Here is a 20,121-nt window from a genome sequence, read left to right on the forward strand (position 1 = left end):
CAACGATTGACATCCTTCTGATACGGGTGTGGACGCGATTTCGCGCCCGTATTCTTTTTATCTCTAGTCTGTTTTGGTTGTCCAGAAAAGACGTGCTTTCCCATCAACGCATTCACAACACTTCGTCCTCTAAGTTGGCCCTTTTCGCCATGTCACTGAGCACACTGAAATAACAGTATAAAATATCGTCCTATTAGCAATTCCAGTTAAGATAATTCCCAAATGACGCTTTTATGTTACGAATCTGACACTTTTGGTGAGTTAGTCTTATTGCGAGAGTGTGAAACATTGTGCAGACTTTCCACTGTTTACAGATGGCGTAGCACGCACGCCGAAAATTCTGGATGTTGTTATTCAGAAGGAACCATCGGATTCATCGCGTTAAACGCGAGCTGGCGTAAGACAAGATTTACGGCAGGATTGCAGGTGGGGAATGCGTGAGAATAGATTCGGGAGGTATCCTGTGAACAAATCAATGTTAGCGGGTGTAGGTATTGGTGTGGCTGCGGCATTGGGTGTGGCGGCGGTGGCGAGTATGGACGTCTTTTCCTCAAAACCTCAGTATGCACAGGTGCTAACGGCAACACCTATTAAAGAAACGGTCAAAACGCCTCGTCAAGAGTGCCGCAACGTAAACGTGACTCACCGTCGTCCGGTACAGGATGAAAACCAGATTGCCGGATCGGTACTGGGTGCCGTAGCGGGTGGCGTTCTGGGGCATCAGTTCGGTGGCGGACGTGGTAAAGATGTCGCGACGGTAGCGGGGGCTCTGGCGGGTGGCTACGCGGGTAACCGTGTACAAAGCGGCATGCAGGAAAATGATACGTACACGACACAGCAGCAGCGTTGTCAGACGGTGTACGACAAATCACAAAAAGTTCTTGGTTATGATGTCACCTATAAAATCGGCGACCAGCAGGGTAAAATCCGTATGGATCGCGATCCAGGCACACAAATTCCAGTGGACAGAAACGGTCAGTTAGTACTGAATCAACAGAGCTGATTTACCTCAACGTCTATGTTTTTGCGCTGACACCATCACTAAAAGCCGCGAGACACCTGAAGAAGGTGCTCGCGGTTTTTTTCATTCGACGATCTTCCGCCGTTCAGTCAACCAGATGCTCAGGGATAACAGTAAGGCGACTGAGGCGAATCCAACCGCCAGCCAAAGCGTCGCGATCAGGCCTGAGTTATCCACTATCTGGCCGCCTAGCCATGACCCAAGCGCGATACTAAGATTGAAAACGCCAACATACAGTGCTGAAGCAATCTCCACCGCCCGCGGTGCGGCCTTCATCATCCACGTCATCAAAGCAACGGATACACCACCGTAGGCCAGCCCCCAGGTCACTAGCGCCACACCACCGCCGACAGGTGAGCCTCCGATAGTGAGGAACAGTATCAAGGTTAACAAGAGCCCTAGAGCAATCGCCATCAAGGTTAATACCGTACGCTGCGCCGCGATAATACCAGCGAGAAAATTGCCAACGATGCCGGTCATGCCATAGGCGAACAGTAATGCGCTAACCCACTGCGTATCGAATCCTGACACGGATAGCAATAGCGGACGCACAAAGGTAAAGGCCATGAAATGTCCGGTAACCAGTAATAGCGTCAGAATCAGTCCGACTTGCAACTTACGGTTGCTCAGTTGCTCACCGAATTGGCGTACGGCAACAGAATGGGTAACAGGCAGTGCAGGAATAACCGCGAGGTGGAGCATCAGCACCAGTCCGCTAAGTAACGCCATGCAGCCAAAGGCCCAACGCCATCCGGCGACGTCGCCGATCAGGGCACCTAGCGGTACACCTAATACAGACGCCGCTGCGACGCCGCCAAAGATAATCGATGTTGCCAGACCGATGGATGACTCGCGAACGAGTCGTGCAGCCAGACCGCCTGCAATCGCCCAGATACCGCCCATACAGAAGCCGACAAGGACACGCGCTGCCAGCATCCATCCTATGTTTGGTGCCAGTGCCGAGGCGATGTTAGTGGTAGACAGCAATGCCAGCAGACCGCATAAAATCTTGCGTCTATCCATGCCACCGGACGCGATCACCACTATCGGGGCAAATAATGCCGCTAGCAGAGCAGGGAGTGAAATCATCAGGCCAGCGGTTCCGGTAGAGCTATGTAGCGTGTCGGCAATCGGAGTCAGCAGGCCGACCGGAAGCATTTCCGTTGTGACAACAGAAAAGGTTGCAAGGCTTATGGAGACGACGGCCAGCCAGGAATGCTGTGCCGTTGCCCCAGTGAGGGTAGATGAAGAGGTATTCATGGTTTAGTCCTTAACACGCGAAACAGGCTATGAGAGTCAAACGGCCTTAGAAAGGGAAGATGCCTGTACTCGCAAGCGCAGATATCCCCAGAGCGCGACCAGCACCACCACAGCGCCAGCGCATAATGCAATGATGAACCCAGCACGCGCGCCACCGTCATCTACGATGTGACCCGATACTGCTGCGCCCAGCGCCACGCCGATATTTAGACCCGCCAGTAACCAGGTCATGCCTTCGGTCAAGCGCTGTTCAGGTACCAGACGTTCGACTAGCGACATCGCCACAATCATCGTGGGAGCGAAGAACAGTCCCGCGATCAGTACGGCTGTGGCCAATGCGGGAATACTATCAACCAGAAGCAGAGGCAGCGTGGTTGCTGCCGTTGCCAAACTGCCGAGTAATAGCAGGCGATGCAGTGCAGTTCCTGGCTTGAGAGCACCGAACAGCAGTCCGGCCAGGCAGGAACCGACCGCATAAGCTGACAAGATCAGGCTGGCTGCTGCCGGTTGGTCACGCTGCTCGGCGAAAGCCACGCTGACGATATCTACGGTGCCCACGATGATGCCCATTGCGACCATTAACAGCGTCAGCAGGCGTATGTTGGCCTGCTTGAACACTGAATCGGAACGATCGGTGCTGGTACTCAGTGCTTCTACAGGTGGCTCGGTGCCGCGTTGTGTCACCAGCGCAAACACGCCGATAACCAGCAAGAGTGCTGCTGCCAGCGGGCCAGCCTGTGGAAATACGGCGACGGACAACCCGACAGCCAGCGGAGGCCCGACGATGAAGGTGACCTCATCGAGTACTGTCTCTAGCGAGTAAGCGGTTTGCAAGCGAGGTTGCCCGCGATAGATGGCCGTCCAGCGTGCTCTCACCATTGCTGACATGCTGGGCATGAAACCGGTCAGTAATGCGCCGATGAATAAGGTCCAGTCAGGCGCTTGCCACCGTGAACTGGCGAGTAGAAGCAGCATGCCAATCGCGCTGATTATCGTTGCCAGTGGCAGTACGCGACCTTGTCCATGTCGATCCACCAGACGAGAGATTTGGGGTGACAGCAGTGCGTAGGTCAGTACAAATGTGGCAGAGACTGCGCCGGCCAGCGCATAGCTGTCGCGCAGTTGTGACAACAGGGTGATAATGCCGATGCCCGTCATGGGCAGCGGAATCCGTGCCAACAGGCCAGCCAGAGCAAAGCCTCTGGTGCCGGGGGCGGCGAAAAGTTCTCGATAAGGATTGATCATCTTGTTCTCCAAAGTGAATCCACTTGCCACTACCTCGCGGCACAGCGACAATACATACATGGCGTATGAATAAAAGCATATAATCATACGAAGCGAATGTAAATAATCATACGATGTGTATGTAAGGATGTATCGATGGTTCGTCGTACCCGTGCTGAAATGGAAGAAACACGCGCTACACTGCTGGCGACCGCTCGTAAGGTCTTTAGCGAACGCGGCTATGCCGATACCTCAATGGACGATCTCACCGCGCAAGCGAGCCTGACCCGTGGGGCGCTTTATCATCATTTTGGTGACAAGAAAGGGTTGTTGGCGGCGGTGGTGGAACAGATTGATGCCGAAATGGATGAGCGGCTGCAAGCTATCTCCGATACCGCTGAGGATGCCTGGGAAGGTTTCCGACGTCGCTGCCGAGCCTATCTGGAAATGGCGTTGGAGCCGGAGATTCAGCGCATCGTGTTGCGTGATGCGCGTGCTGCACTGGGTGGCGCATCGCCGGACTCACAGCGGCACTGTGTTGAGTCGATGCAGCGGCTGATCGATAACCTCATACGCCAAGGCGTAGTCGCTGAAGCCGATCCGCAGGCACTGGCCTCGTTGATCTACGGCAGTCTGGCCGAAGCGGCGTTTTGGATCGCGGAGGGAGAGGATGGTAATGCGCGGCTGGCACAAGGCGTTGCCGCGCTGGAATTGCTGCTACGTGGGTTGTTGGTCAAGCCTTGCGTGCCGCATTTGACTTAACGGCGAAAGATTATTTCAGCCCAGCGTGCTAGCCCGGCGGTAACGGAGCCAAAATCGTTGCCGCTGGCGATAGGAATATTAGGCAGCAACTGTTGAATCGCCTGACGCAGCAGGGGGGATTTTGCGCTGCCGCCAGTCAGGTAGATCACTTCTGGCCGGGTCTGGCTGGTTTCTAACGCCAGCGTTACCTGCTGCTGAATGCGCGTGAGCGGATTATCAATCGCGGCGTTAAGTTCATCAGCATGAATGCACGTTGCCAGACCTGATTCAATAAAGTGTAAATCGGCCACCGTTTCCGATTGGTTGGAAAGTGCGATTTTGCTCTCTTCCGCCAGTTGGATCAGACGGTAGCTCAGGCGCTGTTGCCAAACGGTCAGCAATCTTTTCACCAATTCGGGCTGGCGTGCATCGCGAATCATTTCATTGATTAACGCGCGGCTGGCGGTGCTATGGAACTCTTTTTGTGCCGGAATATCGTTAATCGCGACCGCATTCCACCAGGTCATGAGCGGCAAGGCGATGCCTTTTTCCGACTCGCTATTCATGCCAAGCAGCGGCATTAGTTGTTTGAACGCGAGCATGATGTCCAAATCGTTACCGCCAACGCGACAGCCGCTATGGCCTAACAGACTTTGCGCACGTTCGTGCTGCTTATGCCACTCCGGCCCCATCAATAGCATCGAGCAGTCGGTGGTTCCGCCGCCGATATCCACGACCAGCACGCGCGTTTCTTTCGTCAGCGTAGACTCGAAATCCAGCCCTGCGGCGACGGGTTCAAACTGAAAGACGACGTCTTCAAACCCAGCACGGTGTGCGGCACGATCTAAAATTCCTTGCGCCTGTTGGTTAGCTTCTTCACCACCGATACTCTGAAAGTTAATCGGGCGACCGATGACGGCCTGACGAATAGGCTGGTCAAGCTGGCTTTCTGCCTGCGTGCGGATATGCAGCATCATGGAGCAGACCAGATCCTCAAACAGCGCAATCTGCTGTGCTTTCAGCCCAACGGCACCGAGGAAGGATTTCGGCGATTTAACGAACCATGTCTCTTCTGGGTCATCCATATAATGGCGTAATGCATCACGCCCGAATTTCACACTATCGGGCTGCACGCGAATATCTTCTTCGCGGTTGTAGCTGATGGCTCGCTGAAGCAGCAGTGCGTTCTCTCCCTCGGCATTGACCTGATGATGCCGCCATAACCACTCGCTAACCGCTTCACGCACGGGCGCGCACAGCAGGGAAGAAAGATAAGGCGAGCCATTTTCCAGCGACAGGAGCCGTGGTGTACCTGCATCCATCACTGCTACGGAGCAGTTGGCGGTACCGTAGTCAAAACCGATAAACATAGTAAGGCCCCATGCTATGAAAAATTTCCGGGAGGAATTTTTAACGTCGCACCAGCGACGGCCCAGAAGGATGGCCGCCAAGGGTGGCGTGCCATAAAAAGGTTGGCGACTTTACTGCGTTACGGCAGTGGTTGTAAAGGCAGATGCAACAGAAGAGGAACGTTTGCTAATGAATGGGGGGACGGGAACCCGAAGGTTCCCGTGTTTATGGTGAAAATGAGTTACGCCGCCAGCGTATGCTGCGCCATGTTCTCCAGCAGTGAACCGATAAACTCAATGCGCCGTGGGCGGTCACTCAAATCTTTCGTGAATTTTAGACGGGTTGGGCCATCAAGACGGTACGTGCCCGGATCGCGCTGCAACAGGCCGATAAGATGGGACGGATCAACACGATTTTGCTCGCTGAATTCAATGAATCCCCCTTTTTCGTTCCCTTCAATACGGCGAATACCCAGCGCTTGCGCCTGCTGTCGCAGAGAGGCTATCTGCAACAGGTAACGGCTTGCATCCGGTAACAGACCAAAGCGATCGATCAGTTCGACCTTCAGCTCATCCAGTTCGGCGGTCGTTTTCGCACTGGCAATACGTTTGTATAATGACAGGCGCGTATTGACGTCGGGGATGAAATCGTCGGGCAGCAGTGCGGGTAACCGGAGCTCGACATCGGTCTGGCTATTGATCAAATCCTCCAGCGACGGTTCCCGACCCGCTTTTAAAGCATCTACGGCGCTTTCCAGCAGTTCCATATACAGCGAGAAGCCGACGCTGGTCATCTGTCCGCTCTGATCGTCTCCGAGCAGTTCGCCTGCGCCGCGAATTTCCAGATCGTGCGTTGCCAGCGCAAAGCCTGCGCCGAGGTCTTCCAATGACGCTATAGCTTCCAAACGTTTCTGCGCGTCGGTGCTCATCGCTTTGGGATTTGGCGTCAGCAGGTAGGCATAAGCCTGATGGTGGGAACGCCCTACGCGACCACGCAACTGGTGCAATTGCGCCAGACCGAAGTGATCGGCACGCTCAATGATGATGGTGTTGGCGCTTGGTATATCGATCCCGGTTTCGATGATAGTGGTACACACCAGCACGTTAAAACGCTGGTGATGGAAGTCGTTCATCACCCGTTCCAGTTCGCGCTCGCGCATTTGGCCGTGACCGATAGCGATCCGCGCTTCTGGCACCAGCTCCGCCAACCGTTGAGTGGCTTTCTCGATATTTTCGACGTCGTTATACAGGTAGTACACCTGTCCACCGCGCAGGGTTTCACGCAGGATGGCTTCACGTACCACCAGATTGTCATACTCGCGCACGAACGTTTTCACTGCTAAACGACGGGCTGGGGGGGTGGCGATGATCGACAGATCGCGCATCCCACTCATTGCCATATTGAGCGTTCGTGGAATTGGTGTCGCAGTTAGCGTCAGGATATCGACATCTGCTCGCATTGCTTTGATACGCTCTTTGTGACGGACGCCGAAGCGGTGTTCTTCATCGACAATTAGCAGCCCTAAATCGCGCCAGCGCACGTCGCTCTGCAACAGTTTATGGGTGCCAATCAGAATATCGACTTTGCCTTCCTGCGTTTCTTCCAGCACCTGTGTTTGCTCACGCGCACTGCGGAAGCGGGAGATCATCTCAATCTTCACTGGCCAGTTGGCAAAGCGATCGCGGAAGTTGTCAAAATGCTGCTGTGCCAATAACGTCGTCGGCACCAGAACAGCCACTTGCTTATGGTTTTCAACCGCCAAAAATGCGGCACGCATCGCTACTTCGGTTTTACCAAAGCCGACATCACCACACACCAGACGATCCATCGCCAGCGGCTGGCACATGTCGCTCAGTACCGCATTGATGGCTTGTGCCTGATCGGGGGTGGTTTCAAAAGGGAAACTTTCGCAGAAAAGCTGGTACTGCGTTTTGTCATGTTTAAAGGCAAAGCCGCTCTTTGCTGCGCGCTGAGCATAAATATCCAGCAGTTCGGCGGCGACATCACGTACTCTTTCCGCCGCTTTTTGCCGCGCGCGTGACCATGCGTCGCCACCCAGTTTATGCAGCGGCGCATTCTCATCGGCACCCCCAGCGTAGCGGCTGATCAAATGCAGTGAAGAAACCGGAACGTACAGCTTGTCTTCGCCTGCATAGGTCAAAATCAGGTATTCGGCCTTAATGCCACCCGCTTCCAGAGTGGTCAGACCGACATACCGACCAACGCCGTGTTCGAGATGGACGACGGGCTGCCCCGGTCGCAGTTCCGCCAGGTTGCGGATCAGCGTATCGGTATTAATCGTGCGGCGCTTATCCTGGCGTCGGCGGCTGACGCGTTCACCCAGTAGATCGCTTTCGCAGATTAAGGCGCGCTGGCGTAGCGTGTCGATAAAACCGTGTTCGCTGGCACCAATGATCAGATACGTGCCACGCTCCTGTATCTGCTCTAGTGTGCTGATGAGTTTAGGGTTCAGCTTGATGCGCGATAGCAGCTCTTGAAGCGTTTCGCGCCGACCTTCACTCTCAACAGAGAAAACGATCTGGCCGTCGAACTGCTCGATAAAACGGCGTAGCGCATCCAGCGGGGATTTCTGCTGGTGTTGAACCGCCAGATCCGGCAGCGGCAGATAGGCCAGATTCACGTTGGCGGCTTTTTCCGGCAATGTATCCGTTCTTAACTGTACACGCGGCCATGCTTTTAGTTCCGAGAACAGACTATCTACACGCAGCCAAAGTGAATCCGATGGTAAAAGGGGGCGCATGGGATCGACACGGCGGCTTTCAAAACGCTGTTGAATATCCTGCCAGAAGCGCTCGGCGCTCTGTTCAATATTGCCCGTGTTGACGATCAGCGTGTTGGTCGGGAAGTAGCTGAACAGCGACGGCAGCGGTTCACTGAAGAATAACGGCTGCCAGTATTCAATCCCGGCGGGCCAGACGCCCTTGCTGACCTGCTGATAAATGTGCTCAGCATCGCGCCGTACCTCGAACTGTTCGCGCCACTGGCTACGGAAAAGTTCGATTGCCGTTTTGTCGGTAGGGAATTCATGTGCGGGCAGCAGATTGATATGCGGCACTTCATTCAGCGTTCGCTGTGTATCCACATCGAACAGACGCAGGCTGTCGATTTCATCGTCAAAGAAATCGATACGGTAGGGCTCTTCGCTCCCCATCGGGAACAGATCCAGCAACGCGCCGCGCGTCGCATACTCGCCGTGCTCCATCACTTGATCGACGCTGCGATAACCCGCCTGTTCCAACTGTGAACGTAGCTTATCGCGCGAGAGGCGTTGCCCTTTTTTCAACACTAGCGCATGGCCGTGCAGGAAACTGTGCGGGCAAACGCGTTGCATCAGCGTATTGACTGGCAGAATCAGGACGCCGCGCGTCATGTTGGGTAATTGATAGAGTGTGGAAAGGCGAGTTGAAATAATTTCCTGATGCGGAGAGAAACTATCGTAGGGCAGTGTTTCCCAGTCAGGCAGGGTGGTGACGTGATGGTTGGTAAATTGCTGAATTTCGTCACGCAATCGCAGGGCATTTTGCATATCAGGTGCGATAAGCACCACCAACCCGGTGTGGCGTTCAATGATTTCTGCACATTCAACGGCGCAGGCAGCACCGGTTAACTGGCCCAGCAGGCGCTGCTCACCCGCTTTAGGCGGCAGCGAATAACGGTAATTTTCAGGCATCATCTGATTATCTGGTCTCGCCTCCCTGCATCCGGCCAAGAATAAGAAAAAGCCGTAGAGTGAGGGTGTTAGGGTTCCATAAAGCAGTACTACCCTTTATTATCCTTGATCACTTTGCTTTGGCAACCTTATCCAGACGGATTTCATGTATCAACCTGTCGCTTTATTTATTGGCCTGCGTTACATGCGTGGGCGTGCATCAGACCGCTTCGGCCGGTTTGTCTCTTGGTTATCCGCCATTGGTATCACGCTGGGCGTGATGGCGCTGGTCACCGTGCTTTCTGTTATGAATGGCTTCGAGCGTGAGCTGGAAGGCAATATTCTGGGCGTGATGCCACAGGCGGTGATCTCTACGCCACAAGGATCGCTGGACCCGGCGTTGATTCCTGCCTCCTCCTTAGACGCTCTGGACGGCGTGACGCGTGTTGCGCCGCTGACGACGGGCGATGTGGTGCTGCAAAGCGCCCGTAGCGTCGCCGTTGGCGTGATGTTAGGAATTGACCCTGATGAGAAGGAACCGCTGTCGCGCTATCTGGTCAACGTCAAACAGCAGCAGCTTCAATCCGGTCAGTATCAAGCTATTTTGGGTGAGAAACTGGCCGAGCAACTGGGTGTGAAGACCGGCGATCAGGTGCGCATGATGGTGACGAGCGCTAGCCAGCTGACGCCGATGGGGCGTATTCCCAGCCAGCGTATTTTCACCGTTGCCGGAACGTTTGCCGCCAACAGCGAGGTGGATAGCTACCAACTATTGGTGAACCAACAGGATGCTTCACGACTGATGCGCTATCCGGCGAACCAGATTACCGGTTGGCGTTTGTGGCTGGAAAAGCCGCTGTCAGTCGATACGCTGAGTACGCAAATGCTGCCGGAAGGCACAGTCTGGAAAGATTGGCGCGAGCGTAAAGGTGAGCTGTTTCAGGCCGTGCGCATGGAGAAAAACATGATGGGGCTGTTACTCAGTCTGATCGTGGCCGTGGCCGCTTTCAATATTATTACTTCGCTAGGTTTACTGGTGATGGAAAAACAGGGAGAAGTCGCCATTCTGCAAACGCAGGGGCTGACTCAACGTCAGGTGATGGCGGTATTCATGGTTCAGGGGGGGAGCGCTGGCATTATTGGTGCGCTGGTAGGAGCCGTACTGGGAACGCTACTGGCCAGCCAACTGAATACGCTGATGCCAATGCTGGGCGTATTACTGGATGGTGCCGCGTTGCCAGTGGATATTGATCCTATGCAGGTGGTGACGATAGCCATTTCTGCGATGGTAATCGCCCTCTTATCGACACTTTACCCATCATGGCGTGCTGCCACCGTTCAACCCGCTGAGGCTTTACGTTATGAGTGATTTATCATTATTGCAGTGTACTAACCTGTCCAAGCGTTATCAGGACGGCAAACTGTCTACCGACGTGCTGCGCGATGTCTCTTTTGAGATGAGCTGCGGTGAGATGATGGCGATAGTCGGGAGTTCTGGTTCTGGCAAAAGTACACTGCTGCATATGCTGGGCGGATTAGATACACCAACGGCAGGTGAGGTTATCTTCAAAGGCCAACCGTTGAGTACACTTTCGGCGGCGGCAAAAGCCGATCTGCGCAATCGTGAACTGGGTTTTATTTATCAATTTCACCACCTGCTGCCAGATTTCACCGCGCTGGAAAATGTAGCCATGCCGTTACTGATTGGCAAAGTACCTACTTCACAGGCGCAGGATAAAGCACGCGAAATGCTGGCGGCTGTCGGGCTGGAGGCGCGTAGCCATCACCGTTCGTCGGAGCTGTCCGGCGGTGAGCGGCAGCGTGTTGCTATTGCCAGGGCGCTGGTTAACAGTCCATCGCTGGTGCTGGCGGATGAACCGACCGGTAACCTCGATCAGCGTACGGCTGATACTATCTTTGAACTGCTGGGAGAACTGAATGTCCGGCAGGGTACGGCTTTTCTGGTGGTGACGCATGACCTGCAATTGGCGAGTCGGCTGAATCGCCAATTGGAAATGCGCGACGGTCAATTGCAACAGGAATTGACCCTGATGGGAGCGCGGCAATGACCTTTCCTCCGCTCTCGTTGCAGATTGGCCTGCGATTTAGCCGTGGCCGTCGGCGTGGCGGCATGGTTTCGCTGATTTCAGTCATTTCAACGCTGGGTATTGCCCTCGGTGTGGCGGTGTTGATTCTCGGCCTGAGTGCGATGAATGGGTTTGAGCGTGAACTGAATAATCGCATTCTTGCGGTGGTGCCACATGGCGAGATCGAGCCAGTTAATCAGCCTTTTGATGGTTGGCAGGACATCCTGACAACCATTGAGCAGGTGCCCGGCGTCGCTGCGGCCGCGCCTTATATTAATTTCACCGGTCTGCTAGAGAACGGCGCTAAACTTCAGGCCATTCAGGTAAAAGGCGTCGATCCCCAGCAGGAAACACATCTCAGTGCGTTGCCGAAGTATGTTCTCAATGATGCCTGGCAGCGGTTTCGCCCAGGTGAGCAGCAGGTCATTATCGGTCAGGGCGTGGCAAAAACGCTGAATGTTGCTGAAGGGGATTGGGTCACGGTGATGATCCCGAACAGCGACCCGGAAATGAAGCTGATGCAGCCTAAACGCATCCGGCTCCATGTCAGCGGGATTTTACAACTGAGTGGCCAGCTCGATCACGGCTTAGCGCTGATTCCGCTTGCGGACGCCCAGCAGTATCTGGACATGGGGCAGAGCGTAACGGGGATCGCCATCAAGGCCAACGACGTGTTCTCTGCCAATAAACTGGTGCGCGATGCAGGCAAAGCCTCGAATCTCTATGTCCATATTCGCAGCTGGATTGGCACCTATGGTTATATGTATCGAGATATTCAGATGGTGAGAACCATCATGTATCTGGCGATGATCCTGGTGATCGGCGTGGCCTGTTTTAATATTGTTTCAACGCTGGTGATGGCGGTGAAAGATAAAAGCAGCGATATCGCAGTTCTGCGTACCCTGGGTGCGTCAGATGGGCTGATACGGGCTATCTTTATTTGGTACGGACTATTGGCTGGGCTGTTGGGCAGTGTGATCGGGGCAGTGGTCGGCGTGATCGCAACCTTGCAACTGACGCCGATTATCCGCGGTATTGAAGCACTCATCGGCCATAAGCTGCTGTCCGGTGATATCTATTTTATCGATTTCCTGCCATCTGAATTGCATCTGATGGATGTCTTTATCGTATTAGGAACGTCGCTGGTACTGAGTTTGATTGCCAGCTGGTATCCGGCGCGACGCGCCAGCCGGATTGACCCTGCCCGTGTGTTGAGCGGACAGTAAGCTAAACCAATGCACATGCGGCTTGAGAGATGACGGGGATATTCCCTATCGTGTGGGAAAGCGAACACACCCTAAGGAGCAGTCATGTACTACGGTTTTGACATGGGCGGCACAAAAATTGAGCTGGGCGTGTTCGATGCAGAGTTGAACAAGGTGTGGCAAAAGCGGGTGCCGACCCCACGCAATAATTATGATGACCTGCTCACGACGCTGGTGGGTCTGGTGCATGAAGCCGACGCACAGGTTGGCGTTAAGGGAAACGTGGGTATTGGCGTGCCAGGCATCCAGAATGAAAGCGGCGCGTTATTCACTGCCAACCTGCCTGCGACGATGGGAAAACCGTTGCGTACGGATTTGTCACAGCGCTTGCAGCGAGATATTCGCATCAACAACGATGCCAACTGCTTCGTGCTGTCTGAAGCCTGGGATGCAGAATTTCGCTCCTACCCTGTCGTGCTAGGGTTGATTTTGGGCACGGGGTTAGGGGGGGGGCTGGTGATTAACGGACGCCCGCTGGACGGGCGCAACGGCATCGCAGGTGAATTCGGTCATCTTCGCCTGCCGTCCGACGCGTTGGACATCATCGGCGTGGATATTCCCCGCGTGAAGTGCGGCTGTGGGCAATTAGGTTGTATCGAGAATTATATTTCCGGCCGTGGTTTTGAATGGTTATACGCGCATCTGTATGGCGAAGCTCTGCCTGCCGTAACCATCATCCGGCACTATCGTGGCGGAGAAGAAAAAGCGCGAGAGTTTGTCGATCGTTTTATGGATTTGCTGGCAGCCTGCCTGGGCAATCTGCTGACCCTGTTCGATCCGCATTTGCTGGTATTGGGCGGCGGCCTGTCGAATTTTGACGAAATCTATCAAATTTTGCCAACGCGTCTTCCATCGCGACTTTTGTCTATTGCGAAACTGCCACGCATAGAGAAAGCGCGTTATGGCGATGCGGGCGGTGTCCGTGGCGCGGCGTTGCTACACTTAATGGATAACTAGTTGGAGAAAGTATGTATACGCGTCAACGATTAGGGCGTTTTCATAAGGGAAAGCGTATGCGGCAACAGCGTCTTCGTGCGCGTATTTTCCATCGTGATTATCTGGCAGCAAGCGAAGTGAAAAAGCCGCGCGTTGTGGTACTGACCGGCGCAGGTATTTCGGCTGAGTCGGGCATTCGTACCTTTCGTGCGGCCGATGGCCTGTGGGAAGAACACCGCGTTGAAGATGTCGCGACGCCTGAAGGCTTTCAACGTAATCCTGAATTGGTGCAGGAATTTTATAACGCCCGCCGTCGTCAGCTACAGCAGCCGGAAATCGTGCCCAATGCCGCGCATCTGGCGTTGGCGAATCTGGAAGCGATGCTGGGAGACAATTTCCAACTGATCACACAGAACATCGATAACCTGCATGAGCGTGCCGGGAGCCAGCGCGTGATTCATATGCACGGTGAGCTACTGAAAATACGCTGTAGTCAAAGTGGACAGATTTTTGAGTGGACGGACGATCTCGCCGTCGGCGAACGCTGCCACTGTTGTCAATTTCCTGCGCCTTTACGCCCGCATGTTGTGTGGTTTGGTGAAATGCCTCTGTATATGGACAAGATTTACCATGCGCTGTCGCAGGCGGATTATTTTATTGCGATTGGCACATCGGGACATGTCTATCCTGCGGCTGGTTTTGTCCATGAGGCTCACTCGCACGGTGCTTATACGCTTGAGCTTAATCTGGAGCCCAGTCAGGTAGAAAGCCAGTTTGATGAAAAAATTTACGGCCCCGCGAGCATCGTCGTGCCCGAGTTTGTCGGTGCCTGGCTGACGCGCGGCACAAGCATCAAATTTTAAGCGCCCACAAAAAGTAAAAACGTCATGAATCGCGTGAGGATGGCGTTTTCTCTTGTCTATCGTTGCCGTAGCAACATTCGTCAAGCTGATCGAAGGGCAACATGGCGGCGTGGTTAAAGAAACAGTATTCACTCTCGCTACAGCGCGCATGAGCAGCGGTGTCTGTCGGCGAGGCTGCCTGCGGATGCGGCGGCTGTCGGTTGTCATGGTGTGACAATGTTCCATGAAATAACCGTGCTCCATGAAAAGATAAGGTTCGTCGGAAAAAGCCCAGCATAGCGTTACCCTCACGGTATCTCATTACCATGTTAATGAGAGCTATTCTCATCAATGTAAACTAAGCGTAGTCGATAATCCGACGATGGGGGAATGACAATTGTCAAAATGTATATCCAAAATTGTTCTATAGCACCGCTATGCTTCATCTTACAAAGCCTTAGCACCTCCGTTATCCCCGTCAGAATGTTCGTCTAGCCTCGGCAGCCAACGCTTGCAGATAATTCAAATCGCACAATTCCACCTGATGGCCCCGATAGGTAATGTGGCCTTGCCGCTTCCAGTCTGACATCAATCGACTCAATGTTTCACCGCGCATCCCCAATGATGTGGCGAGTTGGCCACGGCTCACAGGCAATGTCAGGTGCTGAGTTTGCTGAATGTGATGCTGACGCAGCAGGTAATCAGCCAGGCGCTGTGGCGCGGAACTGGAGGTCAGCCAATCGATTTGGTTGATCGTCGAGTAGAGTTTTTTGCCCAGATAGTTGAGCAAACGCAGCGCCAGTTCCGGGCGCTGTAAACAAAACTGGTGAATATCCTGCCGGGGGATCATCAGCGTGTGGCCATCGCTCAGCGCACGGATATTCATCGGGAAACGGCCGTGATCCATGAATACGGCGGCGATGGCGACAAACTCTCCGTGTTCAAATTGACCGAAAATCTTCTCGTCTCCACCATAGGTATGGCGAAAAGCCTGTAATTTCCCCGTTTCAACCAGCAAACAGTGCTGCATTTTGTCGCCTTCGCGAAACAGGACGTCATCCTGCCGGAAAAACAGGCGCTCGCTTTTGGCTAATAGCTCACACACCACGTCGCTGGGTTCGCCGCGCATCCAGTCATGCTGAAACAGTACTTCGCCGTATTCATCGGGCGATAGTGCCTTTTTGACAAATGTCATTTGCCCTCCCAGAGGCGGGTATTACCATCAAGCCAGTAAATGAAAATAATAATCACTTGCATGGATTCAGCAAGCAAAATCACCGCGCGCTGAATCGAAAATAGCGGAGCGTTTCTATGAAAGACAATACCCTTCCAGCGGCACAAGCGCTGGTTCTCCATGAATTGATTACCCCAACCGAACAGGGTATTGCCAGCCGCGTGTTGGCTCGTACCGACGGCGGTAATGTTACGCTGTTTGCCTTCGATCAAGGGCAGGGATTGAGTGAACACAGTGCGCCCTATGATGCACTGGTGATGGTACTTGAAGGTGAGTTATTGCTGACGATCGGTGGTGAGCCTGTCGTCGCACAGCCCGGCACGCTGGTGCGTATGCCCGCCAATATTCCTCATGCCGTTGATGCGCAGCAGTCGTCACGTATGTTGCTGACCATGTTGAAGACGCTGAAAACTCAGTAAACGACTACGGCGATAACACAGAATTAAGGAGTGACAGTATGAGCGATCATGAAGCAGGGCATAAATTTCTAGCCCGATTGGGGAAAAAACGTCTGCGCCCCGGCGGCAGAAAAGCAACGGAGTGGTTGCTGAGCCAAGCGGGATTCCGGCCGGACAGCGTGGTGCTGGAAGTTGCCTGCAATATGGGTACCACGGCAATGGAAATCGCACGTCGTTTTGGCTGTCAGGTCATCGGCGCGGATATGGACAAAGCGGCGCTAGAGAAGGCGCAGGAAAATGTCACAGCGAACGGTCTGGCTTCGCAGGTCACGATTATGCAGGCGAATGCGCTGGAACTGCCGTTTCCCGATAATCACTTTGACGTGGTGATTAATGAAGCCATGCTGACGATGTATGCCGACAAGGCCAAGAGCCGTATTATTGCTGAGTATTATCGCGTGCTGAAGCCAGGTGGCCGTCTGATTACCCACGATATCATGCTGCTTTCCGAGAAGGACACCGGAGCCTTGCAGGCGGTGGAACAGATGCATAAAGCGATCAACGTACACGCCCAGCCGATGCTGCGTGAACGTTGGGTTACGCTGTTTCAAGAATGTGGTTTTAGCAAGGTCAGCTATGATAACGGCGCGATGACGCTGCTAACGCCACAAGGGCTGATTTATGATGAAGGTGTGGCCGGTGCGGCGCGTATCGTAAAAAATGCGCTGAAAAAAGAAAATCGCAGCATGTTCTTCAACATGTTTCATACCTTCCGCCGTAATCGAAATCAGCTTAACTATATCGCGGTGTGCAGCACCAAGTAATGGCCGTATTCATTTTGAATGCGCCGCGGTAGCAAGGAAAAAGCGTGTAAGGCAGGCGAAATCGTTTAACATACGTGACAACGTTTAGATATGTACCGTGCGGTTGCCGCTGTTACGGTACATGCTCTCATTGCGCTCTTTTTATTGCGCTGGACTCCTTGTTACGGTGAACATGCAGCCATTACCGCCGGGTGATATCACGCGGAAACACGCGATACAGTTGCCCCATTACAGCCAGCTAAAACAACAGCAGTGCAGACGCGATCGTCGTAGTCTCGCACTGCTATTTGCGTTTCTTGTGCTTACGCTGGTCGTCAGTCTGTGTGCAGGAGAACGCTGGATTTGGCCGACAGCCTGGCTGGGTGACGCTCAACAACTCTTTGTCTGGCAGTTGCGTTTACCCAGAACGCTAGCTGTGATGTTGGTAGGTGCCAGTCTTGCCATGTCGGGCACGGTTATGCAGGCTGTCTTTGATAATCCGTTAGCTGAACCAGGGTTGTTGGGCGTCGCAAACGGCGCAGGCGTAGCCTTAGTGCTGACGGTGCTGCTGGGGCAGGGACTCTTACCTGTCTGGGTGTTAAGCCTGAGTGCCGTTGCTGGTGCGCTGTTGATTACCTTTCTGTTGCTTCATTTTGCCCGTCGTCATATTTCCAATACCCGTTTGTTACTCATCGGCATTGCGCTCGGGATTATCTGTAGCGCGATAATGACCTGGGCCGTGTATTTCAGTACCAGCCTCGATTTACGCCAATTGATGTACTGGATGATGGGCGGTTTCAGTGGTATTGATTGGCGACACGGCTGGTTGATGCTGACGCTATTGCCACTGCTCTTGTGGCTGAGCCGTCAGGGTGCGATGCTGAACCGGTTGATGCTGGGCGAGATTCAGGCGCGTCAGTTGGGTGTCCCAGTTTATCGCTGGCGTACGGTTTTCGTGTTGGTTATGGGCATCCAGGTTGGGCTGAGTGTGGCACTAGCCGGTATCATTGCGTTTATTGGATTGGTGATTCCGCACATGTTGCGACTGTGTGGGCTGACCGATCAGCGTTATTTATTGATCGGATGTGCATTCGCCGGTGGTGGTGTTCTTCTGCTGGCGGATACCGTTGCGCGCATTGCGTTGAGTTCAGCCGAGTTGCCGATAGGCGTGGTTACCGCTACGCTGGGATCGCCATGGTTTATCTGGTTGTTATTACGTAACCGACTGTAGCGATATGTCTTGTTTTACCCACTCTTGTTTGATCAACGCTGTTTTATCACTGAAGGGAGCAAAATGATGAGCACTGAAATTTATGCTATTCCGCTGACCACCATCGACGGGAAAGCGACAACGTTCGACGCGTTTAAAGGGCAGGTTGCTTTAGTCGTCAATGTCGCCTCTCAATGCGGCCTGACTAAACAATACGACGCGTTGGAAAAACTCTACGAAACCTATCGGGACAAAGGCTTGGTCGTACTGGGGTTCCCATCAAATGAATTTGCGGGGCAAGAACCAGGTTCGGAAGCAGAGATTCAGGAATTCTGCCGTGGGACGTTTGGCGTTCAGTTCCCTATGTTCAGCAAGATTGAAGTGAACGGCGAGAATCGTCATCCGCTGTACCAATTTTTGATTCGTCAGCAACCTGAGGCTAACGGCACCTGGAAGAGTGATTTTTTTGCTCGCTTGGTCAATAAAGGCCGTAAGCCTAAGAATCCAGAAGATATCCTGTGGAACTTCGAGAAGTTTCTGGTGAATCGCGAAGGGCGAGTGATTGAGCGCTTTGCACCGGATATGTCGCCTGACCATGACACCATCGTGAAAGCGATAGAAGAGGCGTTGGCAAAATAATTGATGCCGCAGACTTCCCCGGTATTGCAACTGCGGCAGGCCAGCGTCTTGCCGCGTTTATCGCCAACAACAGCGGAATTTCATCGCGGTGAACTGCTGCATATTATCGGTCCGAATGGCGCAGGAAAGAGCACCTTGCTGGCAAGAGCGGCTGGGCTGCTGGCAGGTGACGGCGAGGTCTATCTGGCCGGCACGGCGCTGTCGCAGTATACGGCAGCGGATTTAGCCGTTCAACGCGCCTATCTGGCACAGCAGCAACCACCGCTGGCGCTGATGCCAGTATTTCAGTATTGGCAACTGCATCAACCACCGCTGGCTCAGGAGTTCGCGGTTGAACAGGTGGTGCATTTTCTGGCGGAACGTCTGATGTTAACCGATAAGTTGGCGCGTCCGCTCACGCAGCTATCGGGCGGCGAGTGGCAGCGCGTTCGGCTGGTGGCGGCGTTGTTACAGATTTGGCCGACGATCAACCCGCATGCGCGACTGCTGCTGCTGGACGAACCCACCACCAGCCTGGATGTGGCTCAGCAAGTGGCATTGGATTCACTACTGGGCGAACTCTGTCGTTTAGGCATTGCCATCGTGGTTTGCGCTCACGATCTTAACCACAGCGCCCATCATGCGGATCGCGTGTGGCTGCTGTCGGCGGGCGTTCTGGTGGCACAGGGGGATACGGCGGATGTCATGCTGCCGGAGGTGTTGTCTCCTGTGTTCGGTGTTGCGTTTCAACGGCACGTGGTTGATGGCCGAAACTGGATCATGACTCGCAGCGCCTAACCGTTATAGAGAGAATCGGCGTCGTCATAAAATAGGAAAAATCGCCTTTACTTGCCAGTCACACTAATTAAACGCTAAATTAATCCAATACCTAGCATTTTCGAACGCTAGAGGTTCATGGCCTCGGCGATTTTTATGGTAATCGCGCATGATACGTTTACGGCCTGGTTTGACTCTACGACCGAGTTTGATCTTACGATACAGTTTGCTCCTCGCCAGCCTGATTTTGGTCGGCTGTAGCAGTAGTCGGCATAATAACCCGCCGCCGAATGCGCGTCTGAGCGATTCGATCATGGTGATGGTGCAGCTAAACGATCAACTGGGGCAATGGTACAGAACGCCTTATCGCTATGGTGGCTTGGATCGTAACGGCGTCGATTGCTCCGGTTTCGTCTACCTGACGTTCCGCGATAAGTTTGGTATGCAACTGCCACGCACTACGGAAGAGCAAACCGAATTGGGTCAACGCATTGACCGCGATAATCTGTTACCGGGTGATCTGGTCTTTTTCAAAACGGGCAGCGGCAGTAGTGGGCTGCACGTTGGTATTTATGATAAAGACGACCAGTTTATTCACGCTTCCACCAGTCAGGGCGTCATCCGCTCGTCGTTGGATAACGTATATTGGAAACGGGCTTACTGGCAGGCCCGCCGCATCTAATTC

At 53.7% G+C, this 20,121-nt stretch carries 19 protein-coding genes; 14 read left to right on the forward strand and 5 right to left on the reverse strand.

What is annotated here, in order from left to right:
- Nucleotides 1–463 precede the first annotated feature (463 nt).
- Nucleotides 464–1,003, forward strand: a complete 540-nt coding sequence (locus tag CLR69_RS02810; RefSeq protein WP_005970476.1) for a glycine zipper 2TM domain-containing protein — start codon at nucleotides 464–466, stop codon at nucleotides 1,001–1,003.
- 81 nt (nucleotides 1,004–1,084) lie between these two features.
- On the opposite strand, the gene CLR69_RS02815 is transcribed toward CLR69_RS02810, so the two are convergent.
- Nucleotides 1,085–2,281, reverse strand: a complete 1,197-nt coding sequence (locus tag CLR69_RS02815; protein ID WP_129711719.1) for an MFS transporter — start codon at nucleotides 2,279–2,281, stop codon at nucleotides 1,085–1,087.
- A 36-nt stretch (nucleotides 2,282–2,317) separates the two neighbouring features.
- On the reverse strand, nucleotides 2,318–3,526 hold the full coding sequence (locus CLR69_RS02820) for an MFS transporter (protein ID WP_129711718.1): 1,209 nt from the start codon (nucleotides 3,524–3,526) through the stop codon (nucleotides 2,318–2,320).
- 135 nt (nucleotides 3,527–3,661) lie between these two features.
- Here CLR69_RS02820 and CLR69_RS02825 point away from each other — a divergent pair, with 135 nt between their 5' ends.
- A complete protein-coding gene (locus CLR69_RS02825) occupies nucleotides 3,662–4,267 on the forward strand; it encodes a TetR/AcrR family transcriptional regulator (RefSeq protein ID WP_129711717.1) in 606 nt (201 codons plus the stop codon).
- On the opposite strand, the gene yegD is transcribed toward CLR69_RS02825, so the two are convergent.
- Nucleotides 4,264–5,616, reverse strand: a complete 1,353-nt coding sequence (gene yegD, locus CLR69_RS02830) for a molecular chaperone (protein WP_129711716.1) — start codon at nucleotides 5,614–5,616, stop codon at nucleotides 4,264–4,266. The two genes, CLR69_RS02825 and yegD, sit on opposite strands and share 4 nt — an antisense overlap.
- 221 nt (nucleotides 5,617–5,837) lie before the next feature.
- On the reverse strand, nucleotides 5,838–9,290 hold the full coding sequence (gene mfd, locus CLR69_RS02835) for a transcription-repair coupling factor (RefSeq protein WP_197730531.1): 3,453 nt from the start codon (nucleotides 9,288–9,290) through the stop codon (nucleotides 5,838–5,840).
- A 142-nt stretch (nucleotides 9,291–9,432) separates the two neighbouring features.
- On the opposite strand from mfd, the gene lolC reads away from it, so the two are divergent.
- From lolC to CLR69_RS22820, 6 genes are all read left to right on the forward strand, one after another.
- Complete coding sequence (gene lolC, locus CLR69_RS02840; RefSeq protein ID WP_129711715.1) at nucleotides 9,433–10,635, forward strand: lipoprotein-releasing ABC transporter permease subunit LolC; 1,203 nt, start codon at nucleotides 9,433–9,435, stop codon at nucleotides 10,633–10,635.
- A complete protein-coding gene (gene lolD / locus CLR69_RS02845; RefSeq protein WP_129706011.1) occupies nucleotides 10,628–11,335 on the forward strand; it encodes a lipoprotein-releasing ABC transporter ATP-binding protein LolD in 708 nt (235 codons plus the stop codon). The genes lolC and lolD overlap by 8 nt, the downstream gene beginning before the upstream one ends.
- Nucleotides 11,332–12,579: a lipoprotein-releasing ABC transporter permease subunit LolE gene (lolE, locus tag CLR69_RS02850; RefSeq protein ID WP_129711714.1), complete on the forward strand. Its 1,248-nt coding sequence runs from the start codon at nucleotides 11,332–11,334 to the stop codon at nucleotides 12,577–12,579. Before lolD ends, lolE begins: the two co-directional genes overlap by 4 nt.
- An 84-nt stretch (nucleotides 12,580–12,663) precedes the next feature.
- Entirely contained in the window at nucleotides 12,664–13,575 is a 912-nt protein-coding gene (nagK, locus tag CLR69_RS02855) for an N-acetylglucosamine kinase (protein ID WP_129711713.1), read from the forward strand.
- A gap of 11 nt (nucleotides 13,576–13,586) precedes the next feature.
- Nucleotides 13,587–14,417, forward strand: a complete 831-nt coding sequence (cobB, locus tag CLR69_RS02860) for a Sir2 family NAD+-dependent deacetylase (protein WP_129706017.1) — start codon at nucleotides 13,587–13,589, stop codon at nucleotides 14,415–14,417.
- Between the two features lie 52 nt (nucleotides 14,418–14,469).
- Nucleotides 14,470–14,631: a hypothetical protein gene (locus tag CLR69_RS22820; protein WP_165345960.1), complete on the forward strand. Its 162-nt coding sequence runs from the start codon at nucleotides 14,470–14,472 to the stop codon at nucleotides 14,629–14,631.
- Between the two features lie 243 nt (nucleotides 14,632–14,874).
- On the opposite strand, the gene CLR69_RS02870 is transcribed toward CLR69_RS22820, so the two are convergent.
- Nucleotides 14,875–15,591 (reverse strand): Crp/Fnr family transcriptional regulator, encoded by a 717-nt coding sequence (locus CLR69_RS02870; protein ID WP_129711711.1) that lies wholly within the window; start codon nucleotides 15,589–15,591, stop codon nucleotides 14,875–14,877.
- A 116-nt stretch (nucleotides 15,592–15,707) separates the two neighbouring features.
- Here CLR69_RS02870 and CLR69_RS02875 point away from each other — a divergent pair, with 116 nt between their 5' ends.
- The 6 genes from CLR69_RS02875 (at nucleotide 15,708) to CLR69_RS02900 (ending at nucleotide 20,118) form a co-directional block, all read left to right on the forward strand.
- Nucleotides 15,708–16,049 (forward strand): cupin domain-containing protein, encoded by a 342-nt coding sequence (locus CLR69_RS02875; RefSeq protein WP_129706023.1) that lies wholly within the window; start codon nucleotides 15,708–15,710, stop codon nucleotides 16,047–16,049.
- A gap of 38 nt (nucleotides 16,050–16,087) precedes the next feature.
- Entirely contained in the window at nucleotides 16,088–16,852 is a 765-nt protein-coding gene (locus tag CLR69_RS02880; protein ID WP_129706025.1) for a class I SAM-dependent methyltransferase, read from the forward strand.
- A 172-nt stretch (nucleotides 16,853–17,024) separates the two neighbouring features.
- A complete protein-coding gene (gene btuC, locus CLR69_RS02885) occupies nucleotides 17,025–18,062 on the forward strand; it encodes a vitamin B12 ABC transporter permease BtuC (RefSeq protein WP_129711710.1) in 1,038 nt (345 codons plus the stop codon).
- Between the two features lie 66 nt (nucleotides 18,063–18,128).
- Nucleotides 18,129–18,680 carry a glutathione peroxidase gene (locus tag CLR69_RS02890; RefSeq protein WP_129711709.1) on the forward strand — a complete coding sequence of 184 codons (552 nt, stop codon included), beginning with the start codon at nucleotides 18,129–18,131 and terminating at the stop codon, nucleotides 18,678–18,680.
- A gap of 3 nt (nucleotides 18,681–18,683) precedes the next feature.
- Nucleotides 18,684–19,457, forward strand: a complete 774-nt coding sequence (gene btuD / locus CLR69_RS02895) for a vitamin B12 ABC transporter ATP-binding protein BtuD (RefSeq protein WP_197730532.1) — start codon at nucleotides 18,684–18,686, stop codon at nucleotides 19,455–19,457.
- A 148-nt stretch (nucleotides 19,458–19,605) separates the two neighbouring features.
- Nucleotides 19,606–20,118, forward strand: a complete 513-nt coding sequence (locus CLR69_RS02900) for an NlpC/P60 family protein (protein ID WP_129711707.1) — start codon at nucleotides 19,606–19,608, stop codon at nucleotides 20,116–20,118.
- Nucleotides 20,119–20,121: the final 3 nt, after the last annotated feature.

Origin of the sequence: Pectobacterium zantedeschiae, from assembly GCF_004137795.1 — a bacterium.
Lineage (GTDB): Bacteria > Pseudomonadota > Gammaproteobacteria > Enterobacterales > Enterobacteriaceae > Pectobacterium > Pectobacterium zantedeschiae.